We start from the raw sequence: 14615 nt of genomic DNA on the forward strand, positions 1-14615 counted from the left end.
GGGGACCTACAGCCCCACAGCCTTGCGCAGCGCGTCCACGCGGTCCGTCTTCTCCCAGGTGAAGTCGGGCAGTGCGCGGCCGAAGTGGCCGTACGCCGCGGTCTGCGAGTAGATCGGGCGGAGCAGGTCGAGGTCGCGGATGATCGCGGCCGGGCGGAGGTCGAAGACCGCCTGGATGGCCTGCTCGATCTTCTCCACGTCGACCGTGGCGGTGCCGAAGGTCTCCACGAAGAGGCCGACGGGCTCGGCCTTGCCGATCGCGTACGCGACCTGGACCTCGCAGCGGGCGGCGAGGCCCGCGGCGACGACGTTCTTGGCGACCCAGCGCATCGCGTACGCGGCGGAGCGGTCGACCTTGGACGGGTCCTTGCCGGAGAAGGCGCCGCCGCCGTGGCGGGCCATGCCGCCGTACGTGTCGATGATGATCTTGCGGCCGGTCAGGCCGGCGTCGCCCATCGGGCCGCCGATCTCGAAGCGGCCGGTCGGGTTGACCAGCAGGCGGTAGTCGTCGGTGTCCAGCTTGATGCCGTCCTCGACGAGCGCCTTCAGCTCGGGCTCGACGACGAACTCGCGGATGTCGGGCGCGAGCAGCGAGTCCAGGTCGATGTCGCTGGCGTGCTGCGAGGAGACGACCACGGTGTCGAGGCGGACGGCCTTGTCGCCGTCGTACTCGATGGTGACCTGGGTCTTGCCGTCCGGGCGCAGGTACGGGATGGTGCCGTTCTTGCGGACCTCGGAGAGGCGCTTGGACAGGCGGTGCGCCAGGTGGACCGGGAGCGGCATCAGCTCGGGCGTCTCGTCCGAGGCGTACCCGAACATCAGGCCCTGGTCGCCCGCGCCCTGCTTGTCCAGCTCGTCCTCATCGCCTTCGACGCGCGTCTCGTAGGCGGTGTCGACGCCCTGCGCGATGTCGGGCGACTGGGCGCCGATGGAGACCGAGACGCCGCAGGAGGCGCCGTCGAAGCCCTTCTTGGACGAGTCGTAGCCGATCTCCAGGATCTTCTCGCGGACCAGCTGGGCGATCGGCGCGTACGCCTTGGTCGTGACCTCGCCGGCCACGTGCACCTGGCCGGTGGTGATCAACGTCTCCACGGCGACCCGGGACGTCGGGTCCTCGCGCAGAAGCGCGTCGAGAATGGTGTCGCTGATCTGGTCAGCGATCTTGTCGGGGTGACCCTCGGTCACGGACTCCGAGGTGAACAGACGACGGGACACAACGCTCCCTGGGGTTGCAGCGGCTGCTGGCTGATCATTGACGGACCTGCCGGGAGCTGCGCCCGGCGGTGGTCCGCCACCAGTTTATCGGTCACCTCCGGCCGCTGGACCACGCGTCTCGCTTTGTGGGAGTCCAGTGACCTGCGGCACTGCATTCTGCGGTACGACGATAGGTCTCCACCAGGGGGCCTGTGCCCGAATTCCCAGGGTTTGGTCCCTCTGGTAGAGCGAACGTCACAATTCTTTCGCGGCCCGGCCGAGCCGCGGGGCGACGAGATCCCAGACGGTGTCCGCGAGGGCTTCCTTGGGTCCGTGGGGTACGGGCGTCTCGCTGCCGTCGGCGCCGAGGACGACGGCTTCGTTCTCCTCGGCGCCGAAGGTCTTGCGTTCGCCGACCTCGTTGACGACGAGCAGGTCGCAGCCCTTGCGCTCCAGCTTGGCCCGGCCGTTGGCGAGGACGTCGTCGGTCTCGGCGGCGAAGCCCACGATCACCTGGTCCGCGCGCGCCCGGTCTCCGGCGATCTCGGCGAGGATGTCGGGGTTGCGGACGAGCGCGATCGGTTCGGGCTCCTGGCCGTCCTTCTTCTTGATCTTCCCGGCGGCGTACGTCGCGGGCCGGAAGTCGGCCACGGCCGCGGCCATGACCACGGCGTCGGCGTCCGGCGCGGCCTTGAGCACGGCCTCGCGCAGCTGTACGGCGGTGCCGACGTGCACGACGTCCACCCCGGCCGGGTCGGGCAGCGCCGCGTTGGCGGCGATCAGCGTGACCCGCGCACCCCTTGCGGCCGCGGTGCGGGCGAGGGCGTACCCCTGCTTGCCGGAGGAGCGGTTGCCCAAGTACCGCACGGGGTCGAGGGGTTCACGGGTGCCGCCGGCGCTGACGACGACGTGGCGGCCGGCGAGGTCGGCCTCGGCGGCACCCCGGGCGAGGCCGTGCCTTGTCAAGACGTGGCGGCAGACCTCGTAGATCTCGCCGGGGTCGGGCAGGCGGCCCTTGCCGGTGTCGACGCCGGTGAGGCGGCCGACGGCGGGCTCGATGACGACGGCGCCACGGCGGCGCAGCGTGGCGACGTTCTCCTGCGTGGCCGGGTGTTCCCACATCTCGGTGTGCATGGCGGGCGCGAAGACGACCGGGCAGCGGGCGGTGAGCAGGGTGTTGGTGAGCAGGTCGTCGGCGAGGCCGTGGGCGGCCTTGGCGAGCATGTCCGCGGTGGCGGGGGCGACGACGACGAGGTCGGCCTGCTGCCCGATGCGGACGTGCGGGACCTCGTGGACGTCGGACCAGACCTCGGTGGCGGCGGGGTGCCCGGAGAGCGCGGACCAGGTGGCGGCGCCGACGAAGTGCAGGGCGGACTCGGTCGGCACGACCCGTACGTCGTGGCCCGACTCGGTCAGCCGGCGCAGCAGCTCGCAGGCCTTGTACGCGGCGATGCCTCCGCTGACCCCCAGGACGACCTTCGGCTTGTCCACTGCCCACTCCCCATTCGCGATGCGGTTCGTACCCATGACACACCACAGGCCCGGCAGTCGCGCTGCCGGGCCTGTACTGGAACTTCTGCGCCTTACTGAGCCGGGCCCTCGATGGCCTCGGAGGTCAGCAGACCCGCGTTGATCTCACGCAGGGCGATCGAGAGCGGCTTCTCGTGGACGTGGGTGTCCACCAGCGGACCGACGTACTCAAGGAGGCCCTCGCCGAGCTGCGAGTAGTACGCGTTGATCTGGCGGGCGCGCTTGGCCGCGTAGATCACGAGGCTGTACTTCGAGTCGGTGGCCTCAAGGAGCTCGTCGATCGGCGGGTTGATGATGCCCTCGGGCGCGGTGATGGAAGAGGACACGCTCTACCTTCCGAAGAATCGAAAAGATCAGACAGTGTCTGATCAGACAACGTTCATCAAGGCTAGCAGCTCGCGGGCCACGTCCTTGACGGAGGTATTGACCAGGGTCGTATCGAACTCCGACTCGGCGGCGAGCTCGACGCGCGCGGCCGTCAGCCTGCGTTCGATGACCTCGGGTGCCTCCGTGCCCCGGCCGGTGAGCCGGCGGACCAGCTCTTCCCAGCTGGGCGGGGCGAGGAAGACGAGCTGGGCCTCGGGCATCGACTCGCGGACGAGTCGGGCGCCCTGCAGGTCGATCTCCAGGAGGACGGGTTCGCCGGCTTCGAGGCGTTCGAGGACGGCGGCGCGCGGGGTGCCGTAGCGGTTTCCCGCGAACTCGGCCCATTCGAGGAGTTCGCCGTTGGCGATCAGCTTGTCCATCTCTTCGTCGGTGACGAAGAAGTACTGCACGCCGTGCTTCTCCCCGGGGCGCGGCTTGCGGGTCGTGGCGGACACCGAGAGCCAGACCTCGGGGTGTTCCTTGCGCATATGAGCGACGACCGTGCTCTTGCCGACCCCCGAGGGGCCGGAGAGCACGGTCAGTCGCGGACGTGATTCCGGGGGTACGGGGGTCGCGCCCCGGGATGTTGCAGCCATGCAGCGATTATCCAGGTTCTCAGGACTGCCTGAGACCGTCAGGCAGCGGTGCTGCCGAACTCACGCTCCAGGGATGCGATCTGGTTGGTGCCGAGGCCGCGCACACGGCGGCTCTCGGAGATGCCGAGACGCTCCATGATCTGCTTGGCGCGGACCTTGCCCACGCCGGGGAGCGACTCCAGGAGGGCGGAGACCTTCATCTTGCCGATGACGTCGTTCTCCTGGCCCTGCTTGATGACCTCGTGGAGGGAGGCGCCGGAGTGCTTGAGTCGATTCTTCACCTCGGCCCGCTCCCGGCGAGCCGCGGCGGCCTTTTCGAGCGCGGCTGCGCGCTGTTCAGGGGTAAGGGGCGGAAGAGCCACGCCTACGTCACCTCGGTTGTCGAACTGTCGGATACGGACCGGTGAGGAACCTAGTCGCCCCACACCAGGGGAGCAACGAGCGTTGCTCGTGTGCTCTCGACGGAGACTAGCGGCCAGGACCGCCGGAGTCAGCGAGAACAGCGGAAAAGTCCTGGTCAGCCTCCGCTGAACTATACATTTCCGGCAATTTGCCCCGGATTTGAGGTCGGCGGCGGCCGGTACTCGCACCGAGGGCGGGCTCGTGGCGTACGAGCCCGCCCTGCGGTGAAGATCCGCAGCCTTGTGCGCACCCTTGTCCGCAGCCGTTATCCGACGGCCGCGCGCACCTCGTCGGCGAAGCGCTGGGCCGCATCGTGCAGGGCGCCCGCGTCCGGTCCGTGCTTCAGCACGCCGCGGCTGACGTTCGGCACGACGTTGCGCACGGCCGCGCCGAACACCGACGGCAGGTCCGCCGGGGTCGCGCCCTGCGCCCCGATGCCGGGGGCGAGCAGCGGGCCGTTGATGGCGAGGTCGTACGAGGACAGGTCGCCGAGGGTCGCGCCGACGACCGCGCCGAAGGAGCCGAGCGGTTCGGCGCCCGCGTTGTCCTCGGCGAGGTGGGCCAGCATGGTCGCGCCGACGTTGCGCCCGTCGGCCCGCATCGCGTGCTGGACCTCGGCGCCCTCCGGGTTGGAGGTGAGGGCGAGCACGAAGAGGCCGGCGCCGTTCTCCCGCGCGAGGTCCACGGCGGGCTTGAGGGAGCCGTAGCCGAGGTACGGGGAGACGGTCAGGGCGTCCGAGAACAGCGGGGAGTCCTTGCGCAGGAAGGTCTCCGCGTACGCCGCCATGGTGGAGCCGATGTCGCCGCGCTTGGCGTCCATGACGACCAGGCCGCCGGCCGCGCGGACGTCGGCCACGGTCCGCTCCAGGACGGCGATGCCGCGCGAGCCGAAGCGCTCGAAGAACGCCGACTGCGGCTTGAACACGGCGACGCTCCCGCCGAGCGCTTCGACGACGGTGCGGGAGAACCGCTCCAGGCCGTCGACCGAGTCGGGCAGGCCCCAGGAGTCGAGGAGCGCGGCGTGCGGGTCGATGCCGACGCAGAGCGGGCCGCGCTCGTCCATGGCGCGGCGGAGGCGGGCACCGAAGGGGTCGGGAACCGTCATGCGTGGGCCTTCCTCACGTCGGCGCCGACGGCGTCGGCGAGCGTGGCGTACGGGCTGGTGTTCAGGCGGGCCGCGAGCCCCTTGTGCATGGCGCGCATCCAGAACGGGCCCTCGTAGATGAAGGCGCTGTAGCCCTGGACGAGGGTGGCGCCGGCGAGGATGCGCTGCCAGGCGTCCTCGGCGTTCTCGATGCCGCCGACCCCGACGAGCGTGATGCGGTCGCCCACGCGCGCGTAGAGGCGGCGCAGGACTTCGAGGGAGCGCTCTTTCAGGGGCGCGCCCGACAGTCCGCCGGTCTCCTGGACCAGGGCGGGGTCGGAGGCCAGGCCCTCGCGCGCGATGGTGGTGTTGGTGGCGATGATCCCGTCGAGGCCGAGCTCCACGGCCAGATCGGCGACGGCGTCGACGTCCTCGTCCGCCAGGTCCGGGGCGATCTTGACGAGCAGCGGGACGCGGCGGCCGGTCACCGTGCGGTCTGCGGCCTCGCGTACGGCCGTCAGGAGCGGGCGCAGGGACTCGGTGGCCTGGAGGTTGCGCAGGCCGGGGGTGTTGGGCGAGGAGACGTTCACGACCAGGTAGTCCGCGTGCCGGGCCAGTCGCTCGGTGGACTGCACATAGTCGGCGGCGGCCTCCTCCTCGGGGACGACCTTGGTCTTGCCGATGTTCACGCCGACGACCGGCTTGAAGACCGGCACGCGCGCGTGGAGGCGTTCCGCGACGGCGGCCGAGCCGTCGTTGTTGAAGCCCATGCGGTTGATCAGGGCGCGGTCCGGGACCAGGCGGAAGAGGCGCTTCCTGGGGTTGCCGGGCTGCGGCTCACCGGTGACGGTGCCGATCTCGACGTGGTCGAAGCCGAGCATCGCCATGCCGTCGATCGCGACGGCGTTCTTGTCGAAGCCGGCGGCGAGGCCGAAGGGCCCGTGCATGCGCAGGCCGAGTGCCTCGGTGCGCAGCGCCTTGAAGCGCGGGGCCAGGGCGGCGGCCACGAACGTACGGAGCACCGGGACGCGGGCGGCGAGCCGGATCCAGCGGAAGGCCAGGTGGTGGGCCTGCTCCGGGTCCATCCGCTTGAAGACCAGGTTGAAGAAGAACTTGTACATGGAGGGTGTCCTCGGGGAACTCATGAAGCTCGTCCAGCTCACGAAGAGGGGGACACCGTTTCCGGTGTCCCCCTCCCCGTTCGCTAGTCGCGGGCCGCGGTCAGGTGTTCGGCGTGTTCCTGGAGTGAACGCACGCCCACGTCACCGTGGTTGAGCGCGTCGATGCCCTGGACGGCGGCGGCGAGCGCCTGCACCGTCGTCAGGCAGGGCACGCTGCGGGCCACGGCCGCCGTACGGATGTCGTAGCCGTCGAGGCGGCCGCCGGTGCCGTACGGGGTGTTGACGATGAGGTCGACCGCGCCGTCGTGGATGAGCTGGACGATGGTCTTCTCGCCGTTCGGGCCCTCGCCCTCGGACTGCTTGCGGACGACGGTGGCGTTGATGCCGTTGCGCTTCAGCACCTCGGCCGTGCCCGACGTGGCCATCAACTCGAAGCCGTGGGCGACGAGTTCACGCGCCGGGAAGATCATCGAGCGCTTGTCGCGGTTGGCGACCGAGATGAACGCGCGGCCCTTGGTGGGCAGCGGCCCGTACGCACCGGCCTGCGACTTGGCGTACGCCGTGCCGAAGACCGAGTCGATGCCCATGACCTCGCCGGTGGAGCGCATCTCCGGGCCGAGGACCGTGTCGACGCCGCGGCCGTGGATGTCGCGGAAGCGGGACCACGGCATGACGGCCTCCTTGACGGAGATCGGCGCGTCCATGGGGAGCGTGCCGCCGTCGCCCTCGGCCGGGAGCAGGCCCTCGGCGCGCAGCTCGGCGATGGTGGCGCCGAGCGAGATGCGCGCGGCGGCCTTCGCGAGCGGCACCGCGGTGGCCTTCGAGGTGAAGGGCACGGTGCGCGAGGCGCGCGGGTTGGCCTCCAGGACGTAGAGGATGTCCCCGGCCATCGCGAACTGGATGTTGATCAGTCCGCGTACGCCGACGCCCTTGGCGATGCCCTCGGTCGAGGCCCGCAGCCGCTTGATGTCGAAGCCGCCGAGGGTGATCGGGGGCAGCGCGCACGCCGAGTCGCCGGAGTGGATACCGGCCTCCTCGATGTGCTCCATGACGCCGCCGAGGTAGAGCTCGGTGCCGTCGTACAGCGCGTCCACGTCGATCTCGATGGCGTCGTCGAGGAACTTGTCGACGAGGACCGGCCGCGAGGGGCTGATCTCGGTCGACTCCTCGATGTACGCCGAGAGGCGGGCCTCGTCGTACACGATCTCCATGCCCCGGCCGCCGAGGACGTACGACGGGCGGACGAGGACCGGGTAGCCGATCTCGTCGGCGATCGTCTTCGCCTCCGCGAACGTGGTGGCGGTGCCGTGCTTCGGGGCCGGGAGGCCGGCCTCGGCGAGGACCTGGCCGAAGGCGCCGCGGTCCTCGGCGGCGTGGATGGCCTCGGGCGAGGTGCCGACCACCGGGACGCCGTTGTCCTTCAGGGCCTGCGAGAGGCCCAGCGGGGTCTGGCCGCCGAGCTGCACGACGACACCGGCGAGCGGGCCGGCCTGCTGCTCGGCGTGCACGATCTCCAGGACGTCTTCGAGGGTGAGCGGCTCGAAGTAGAGGCGGTCGGACGTGTCGTAGTCCGTCGAGACCGTCTCCGGGTTGCAGTTGACCATCACGGTCTCGTAGCCCGCGTCGCTGAGCGCGAAGGAGGCGTGGACGCAGGAGTAGTCGAACTCGATGCCCTGGCCGATGCGGTTCGGGCCGGAGCCCAGGATGATCACGGCGGGCTTCTCGCGCTGGGCGACCTCGGTCTCCTCGTCGTACGAGGAGTAGAAGTACGGGGTCTTCGCGGCGAACTCGGCGGCGCAGGTGTCGACCGTCTTGTAGACCGGGCGGACGCCGAGCGCGTGCCGGACCTCGCGGACGACGTCCTCGCGCAGGCCGCGGATCTCGGCGATCTGGTGGTCGGAGAAGCCGTGCCGCTTGGCCTCGGCGAGGAGGTCCGCGTCGAGGCGTTCCACGGAGGCCAGCTCGTCCGCGACCTCCTTGATCAGGAAGAGCTGGTCCACGAACCAGGGGTCGATCTTGGTGTACTCGAAGACCTCCTCCTGCGTGGCGCCGGCGCGGATGGCCTCCATCACGAGGTTGATGCGGCCGTCCGTCGGACGGACGGCCGCGCGCAGCAGCTCCGCCTTGTCGCCGGTGTCGCCGACGAAGGTGAACTGCGAGCCCTTCTTCTCCAGGGAGCGCAGCGCCTTCTGAAAGGCCTCGGTGAAGTTGCGGCCGATGGCCATGGCCTCGCCGACCGACTTCATGGTGGTGGTGAGGGTGGAGTCGGCCTGCGGGAACTTCTCGAACGCGAATCGCGGGGCCTTGACGACGACATAGTCGAGGGTCGGCTCGAAGGAGGCCGGGGTCTTCTCGGTGATGTCGTTGGGGATCTCGTCCAGCGTGTAGCCGACGGCCAGCTTCGCGGCGATCTTCGCGATCGGGAAGCCGGTGGCCTTGGACGCCAGGGCGCTCGACCGGGACACCCGCGGGTTCATCTCGATGACGATCACGCGACCGTCCTCGGGGTTGATCGCGAACTGGATGTTGCAGCCGCCGGTGTCGACGCCGACCTCGCGGATGATCGCGATACCGACGTCACGCAGGCGCTGGTACTCGCGGTCGGTGAGCGTCATGGCGGGCGCGACGGTGATCGAGTCGCCGGTGTGCACGCCCATCGGGTCGAAGTTCTCGATGGAGCAGACGACCACGACGTTGTCGTTCTTGTCGCGCATCAGCTCCAGCTCGTACTCCTTCCAGCCGAGGATGGACTCCTCCAGGAGGACCTCGGTGGTCGGGGAGAGCGTGAGGCCCTGGCCGGCGATGCGGCGCAGCTCCTCCTCGTCGTGCGCGAAGCCGGAGCCGGCGCCGCCCATGGTGAAGGAGGGGCGGACGACGACGGGGTAGCCGCCGAGCTCCTCGACGCCCTTCATGACGTCGTCCATGGAGTGGCAGATGTACGAGCGGGCGGACTCGCCGTGGCCGATCTTCTTGCGGACCTCCTCGACGACATCCTTGAAGAGGTCGCGGTCCTCGCCCTTGTTGATCGCCTCGACGTTGGCGCCGATCAGTTCGACGCCGTACTTCTCCAGGACGCCCTGCTCGTGCATGGAGATCGCGGTGTTGAGCGCGGTCTGGCCGCCGAGGGTGGGCAGCAGCGCGTCGGGGCGCTCCTTGGCGATGATCTTCTCGACGAACTCGGGGGTGATCGGCTCGACGTACGTGGCGTCGGCGATCTCCGGGTCGGTCATGATCGTCGCCGGGTTGGAGTTGACCAGGATCACCCGCAGGCCCTCGGCCTTGAGGATGCGGCAGGCCTGGGTGCCGGAGTAGTCGAACTCGGCGGCCTGGCCGATGACGATCGGGCCGGAGCCGATGACCAGGACGGACTGGATATCGGTGCGCTTAGGCACGCTCGGCCTCCATCAGCGATACGAAACGGTCGAACAGGTAGGCGGCGTCGTGCGGACCGGCCGCCGCCTCGGGGTGGTACTGGACGGAGAACGCCGGCTGGTCGAGGAGCTGCAGTCCTTCGACGACCTGGTCGTTCAGGCAGACGTGGGAGACCTCGGCGCGCCCGTAAGGCGTGTCGGAGACCTTGTCGAGGGGCGCGTCGACGGCGAAGCCGTGGTTGTGCGCGGTGACCTCGACCTTGCCGGTGGTGCGGTCCTGCACCGGCTGGTTGATGCCGCGGTGGCCGTACTTCAGCTTGTACGTGCCGAAGCCGAGCGCGCGGCCCAGGATCTGGTTGCCGAAGCAGATACCGAAGAGCGGCGTCTTGCGCTCAAGGACCGCCTGCATGACCGAGACGGGGTGCTCGGCGGTGGCCGGGTCGCCGGGGCCGTTGGAGAAGAACACGCCGTCGGGGTTGACGGCGTACACGTCCTCGGCCGTGGCCGTGGCGGGCAGCACGTGCACCTCGATGCCGCGCTCGGCCATGCGGTGCGGGGTCATGCCCTTGATGCCGAGGTCCACGGCGGCGACGGTGAACTTCGCCGTGCCGACCGGGACGGCTTCGCCGTCGGGGCCGATCGCGGGGACGACGTACGTCTCCTTGGTGGCGACCTCGGCGGAGAGGTCCGCGCCCTTCATCTCGGCGGCCTGGCGGACCTCGGCGAGCATGGTGCCCTCGTCCGGGAGCGCGTTGCCGGAGAAGATGCCGACGCGCATGGCGCCGCGCTCCCGCAGGTGCCGGGTGAGCGCGCGGGTGTCGACGCCGGAGATGCCGACGACGCCCTGCCCTCGCAGCTCCTCGTCGAGGGAGCGCTGCGCCCGCCAGTTGGAGTGCACGCGGGCGGGGTCGCGGACGACATAGCCCGACACCCAGATCCGCCCGGACTCGGGGTCCTCGTCGTTGACGCCGGTGTTGCCGACGTGCGGGGCGGTCATCACGACAACCTGGCGGTGGTACGACGGGTCGGTCAGGGTCTCCTGGTAGCCGGTCATGCCGGTGGAGAACACGGCCTCGCCGAAGGTCTCCCCCACGGCCCCGTAGGCGCGGCCGCGGAAGATGCGGCCGTCCTCCAGGACGAGTACGGCGGGAGGCGCCCCCATCCTCTTCGAGGAGATCCCCTGGTGCGAGGTCGTCATCGTGCGGCGCCTTCCGTCGTGTTGTCGGTGGTGGTGCTTGTGGTGGTGCTGGTGGTGGTGCTCGTGGTGGTGCTGCCGGGCTTGCCGGTCGTCATGGAGTTGATGGCCTCGACCCAGGCCGTGTGCTCGGCGGCGTGGTCGGAGCGGAAGCCGGAGTCGAGCAGCTTCTCGCCGTGCGCCCAGGTCACGACCAGCAGGCCGCCCTCGGCGAGGACCTTGCCCGCGATGCCCTTGTCGAGCCGGGCCTCGCGCAGCTGCTCCGCCGGGACGAAGAAGTCGGCGGCCCCGGGGCGTACGACACTCAGTCCCGCGTCCGTCAGGGTGAGCTCGACCCGGCTGCGGGTGCCGAGCCCGTGCGCCACGATCCGGTCGAGCCACTGCCCGGCGGTCGTGGAGCCGTGGTACCGGCCGCTCAGCTCAAGTCTGGCGGGACCGGGCCCGGTCGGCAGCGCGGGCAGCTCGGGCAGGTCGCCCTGGAGCGTGCCGCGCCACTTCCAGCCCTGGCGCATCAGCCAGTAGACGAGCGCCACGAAGAGCGCGAGTCCGACGAGCCAGCCGATGCGCGCGGCCCAGTCCGTCACTTCCGCCGACTTCTGTTCGGCGGCGAAAATCCAAGGTGTGCTCACGCCAGCTTCCCGTCGATGACCGTGGCCCGGCCCCGCAGGAAGGTGTGGGTGACACGACCCGGCAGCTCGCGGCCCTCGTAGGGGGTGTTGCGGCTGCGGGAGGCGAAGCCCGCGGGGTCCACCGCTCCACGGTATGCCGGATCGACCAGGGTGAGGTTGGCGGGCTCGCCAGCCGAGACGGGGCGGCCGTGCCCGTCGAGGCGGCCGATCTTCGCCGGGTTGGCGGACATCCGCTCGGCGACGCCCGCCCAGTCGAGCAGCCCGGTGTCGACCATCGTCTGCTGGACCACGGAGAGCGCGGTCTCCAGGCCGACCATGCCCATGGCGGCGGCGGCCCACTCGCAGTCCTTGTCCTCGCGCGGGTGCGGGGCGTGGTCGGTGGCGACGATGTCGATGGTGCCGTCGGCCAGCGCCTCGCGCAGCGCCATGACGTCCTTCTCCGTACGCAGCGGCGGGTTGACCTTGTAGACCGGGTTGTACGTACGCACCAGCTCGTCGGTGAGGAGCAGGTGGTGCGGGGTGACCTCGGCGGTGACGTCGATGCCGCGGGACTTGGCCCAGCGCACGATCTCGACGGAACCGGCGGTCGACAGGTGGCAGATGTGCACCCGGGAGCCGACGTGCTCGGCGAGCAGCACGTCCCGCGCGATGACCGACTCCTCGGCGACGGCCGGCCAGCCGCCGAGGCCCAGCTCGGCGGAGACGGTGCCCTCGTTCATCTGGGCGCCCTCGGTGAGCCGGGGCTCCTGGGCGTGCTGCGCGACGACGCCGTCGAAGGCCTTCACGTACTCCAGGGCGCGCCGCATCATCACGGCGTCGTCGACGCACTTGCCGTCGTCGGAGAAGACCATGACGCCCGCGGCCGAGTCGTGCATGGCGCCCAGCTCGGCGAGCTGCTTGCCCTCAAGTCCGACGGTGACGGCGCCGACCGGCTGCACGTCGCAGTAGCCGGACTCGCGGCCGAGCCGCCAGACCTGCTCGACGACGCCCGCGGTGTCGGCGACGGGGAAGGTGTTGGCCATGGCGTGCACGGCGGTCCAGCCACCGCGCGCGGCGGCCTTCGTGCCGGTCAGGACGGTCTCGGAGTCCTCGCGGCCGGGCTCGCGCAGATGCGTGTGCAGGTCGACGAGGCCCGGCAGGAGCACCTGGCCGTCGGCCTCGATCACCTGGGCTCCCTCGGCGGACAGACCGTTGCCGACCGCCTCGATCGTCTCGCCGTCGATGAGGACGTCCTGCGCCTCGCCACCGAGGACCTTGGCACCACGGATCAGGATCTTGCTCATGATTACTTGCTCTCCTCGGTACGGGCGGCGGGGCTGCCTGCGGGTTCGTTGCCGCCGAGCAGCAGATAGAGGACGGCCATACGGGTGTGCACGCCGTTGGCCACCTGCTCGATGGCCGTGCAGCGCTCGGAGTCCGCGACCTCGGCGGTGATCTCCATGCCGCGGACCATCGGGCCCGGGTGCATCACGATGGCGTGCTCCGGCATCTTCGCCATCCGGTCGCTGTCGAGCCCGTACCGCCGCGCGTATTCGCGCTCGGTCGGGAAGAACGCGGCGTTCATCCGCTCCCGCTGCACCCGCAGCATCATCACGGCGTCGGACTTGGCGAGCACCTGGTCGAGGCTGTACGACACCTCGCAGGGCCAGCTCTCCACGCCGACGGGCACCAGGGTGGGCGGTGCGACGAGGGTGACCTCGGCTCCGAGCGTGTGCAGCAGGTCGACGTTGGAGCGGGCGACCCGGCTGTGCAGGACGTCGCCGACGACGGTGATCCGCTTGCCGCCGAGGTCCTGGCCGAGCCCGGCGTCCGGCCCGATGAGGCGGCGCCGCATGGTGAACGCGTCGAGCAGCGCCTGCGTGGGGTGCTGGTGGGTGCCGTCACCGGCGTTGATCACGGCGGCGTCGATCCACCCGGATGTCGCCAGGTTGTACGGGGCACCGGAGGCGCCGTGCCGGATGACCACGGCGTCGACGCCCATGGCCTCCAGGGTCTGCGCGGTGTCCTTCAGGGACTCGCCCTTGGAGACCGACGACCCCTTGGCGGCGAAGTTGATGACGTCCGCGGAGAGCCGCTTCTCGGCGGCCTCGAAGGAGATCCGGGTGCGCGTCGAGTCCTCGAAGAAGAGGTTCACGACGGTACGTCCGCGCAGGGCGGGCAGTTTCTTGATCGGCCGGTCCGCGACGCGGGCCATCTCCTCGGCGGTGTCGAGGATCAGGACGGCGTCGTCGCGGGAGAGGTCGGCGGCCGAGATGAGGTGACGCATCATCGGGCAGGCTCCAGAGGGGAGTTCAGAACTTTCAGAGCTTTTCAGAACTTTTCAGACATGAGGGCGCGCAGTTGCGCACACCGGACGCACGCGGGTGGGTCCGGGGCGGCTACTGCTCGCCGACCGGGGCGGCCTGCTTCTCCCCGAGCAGCACGGTGTCGCGACCGTCCTCCTCGGCGAGCTGGACCTTGACCGTCTCCCGCAGCGACGTGGGGAGGTTCTTGCCGACGTAGTCGGCGCGGATGGGCAGCTCGCGATGGCCGCGGTCGACCAGGACGGCGAGCTGCACGGCACGCGGCCGCCCGATGTCGTTCAGGGCGTCGAGCGCGGCGCGGATGGTGCGGCCGGAGAACAGCACGTCGTCGACGAGGACGACGAGGCGGCCGTCGATGCCGTCGGCGGGGATCTCCGTACGGGCGAGCGCGCGCGGCGGGTGCATCCGCAGGTCGTCGCGGTACATGGTGATGTCGAGGGAGCCGACCGGGATCTCCCGGCCGGTGATCTCCGCGAGCTTGGCGGCGAGCCGCTGGCCGAGGAATACGCCGCGGGTCGGAATGCCGAGAAGCACCACGTCGTCGGCGCCCTTGGCGCGTTCGACGATTTCGTGGGCGATACGGGTCAGAACCCGCGCGATGTCGGGGCCTTCGAGAACCGGCCGCGCGACTTCGGAACCGCTGCCGGAACCGTTCTTGGTGTCCATACTGAAACGGACCTCCTTCTCCGCCTCACGGGACGGACCTTAAAGGACGTCTAGATTGCGCCAGTCAGCTTAGCAGCAGCGGCAACACCGCAGTTCACGGGCCCCCGAAGGCCGGTACGGACCGTTCAGCTTGACGCAGACAAGTAACGCTGCGTAAT

At 70.2% G+C, this 14615-nt stretch carries 13 protein-coding genes; all 13 read right to left on the reverse strand.

The annotated features are described in order from the left end of the window. Positions 1-6 precede the first annotated feature (6 nt). Complete coding sequence (gene metK, locus QIS99_RS11005; protein ID WP_282512902.1) at positions 7-1215, reverse strand: methionine adenosyltransferase; 1209 nt, start codon at positions 1213-1215, stop codon at positions 7-9. 234 nt (positions 1216-1449) lie between these two features. Then, positions 1450-2685 (reverse strand): bifunctional phosphopantothenoylcysteine decarboxylase/phosphopantothenate--cysteine ligase CoaBC, encoded by a 1236-nt coding sequence (gene coaBC, locus QIS99_RS11010; protein ID WP_282512903.1) that lies wholly within the window; start codon positions 2683-2685, stop codon positions 1450-1452. A gap of 92 nt (positions 2686-2777) precedes the next feature. Next, on the reverse strand, positions 2778-3050 hold the full coding sequence (gene rpoZ, locus QIS99_RS11015) for a DNA-directed RNA polymerase subunit omega (protein WP_005319902.1): 273 nt from the start codon (positions 3048-3050) through the stop codon (positions 2778-2780). Positions 3051-3092: 42 nt separating this feature from the next. Continuing rightward, positions 3093-3686, reverse strand: a complete 594-nt coding sequence (gene gmk / locus QIS99_RS11020; RefSeq protein ID WP_282512905.1) for a guanylate kinase — start codon at positions 3684-3686, stop codon at positions 3093-3095. 38 nt (positions 3687-3724) lie between these two features. Further along, positions 3725-4048: an integration host factor gene (locus QIS99_RS11025; RefSeq protein ID WP_282512907.1), complete on the reverse strand. Its 324-nt coding sequence runs from the start codon at positions 4046-4048 to the stop codon at positions 3725-3727. A 305-nt stretch (positions 4049-4353) separates the two neighbouring features. Beyond that, positions 4354-5193: an orotidine-5'-phosphate decarboxylase gene (pyrF, locus tag QIS99_RS11030; RefSeq protein ID WP_282512909.1), complete on the reverse strand. Its 840-nt coding sequence runs from the start codon at positions 5191-5193 to the stop codon at positions 4354-4356. After that, entirely contained in the window at positions 5190-6293 is a 1104-nt protein-coding gene (locus QIS99_RS11035) for a quinone-dependent dihydroorotate dehydrogenase (protein ID WP_282512911.1), read from the reverse strand. Before QIS99_RS11035 ends, pyrF begins: the two co-directional genes overlap by 4 nt. A gap of 83 nt (positions 6294-6376) precedes the next feature. Further along, entirely contained in the window at positions 6377-9685 is a 3309-nt protein-coding gene (gene carB, locus QIS99_RS11040; RefSeq protein WP_282512913.1) for a carbamoyl-phosphate synthase large subunit, read from the reverse strand. Continuing rightward, a complete protein-coding gene (gene carA / locus QIS99_RS11045; protein WP_282512915.1) occupies positions 9678-10862 on the reverse strand; it encodes a glutamine-hydrolyzing carbamoyl-phosphate synthase small subunit in 1185 nt (394 codons plus the stop codon). Before carA ends, carB begins: the two co-directional genes overlap by 8 nt. Next, positions 10859-11488 carry a PH-like domain-containing protein gene (locus QIS99_RS11050; protein ID WP_282512917.1) on the reverse strand — a complete coding sequence of 210 codons (630 nt, stop codon included), beginning with the start codon at positions 11486-11488 and terminating at the stop codon, positions 10859-10861. Before QIS99_RS11050 ends, carA begins: the two co-directional genes overlap by 4 nt. Continuing rightward, a complete protein-coding gene (locus tag QIS99_RS11055) occupies positions 11485-12771 on the reverse strand; it encodes a dihydroorotase (RefSeq protein ID WP_282512918.1) in 1287 nt (428 codons plus the stop codon). Before QIS99_RS11055 ends, QIS99_RS11050 begins: the two co-directional genes overlap by 4 nt. A 2-nt stretch (positions 12772-12773) precedes the next feature. Continuing rightward, positions 12774-13757 (reverse strand): aspartate carbamoyltransferase catalytic subunit, encoded by a 984-nt coding sequence (locus QIS99_RS11060; RefSeq protein ID WP_282512920.1) that lies wholly within the window; start codon positions 13755-13757, stop codon positions 12774-12776. A 109-nt stretch (positions 13758-13866) separates the two neighbouring features. Continuing rightward, positions 13867-14457 (reverse strand): bifunctional pyr operon transcriptional regulator/uracil phosphoribosyltransferase PyrR, encoded by a 591-nt coding sequence (gene pyrR, locus QIS99_RS11065; RefSeq protein ID WP_282512922.1) that lies wholly within the window; start codon positions 14455-14457, stop codon positions 13867-13869. Positions 14458-14615: the final 158 nt, after the last annotated feature.

The organism is Streptomyces solicavernae (genome assembly GCF_029968095.1).
Taxonomy (GTDB): Bacteria; Actinomycetota; Actinomycetes; order Streptomycetales; family Streptomycetaceae; genus Streptomyces; species Streptomyces solicavernae.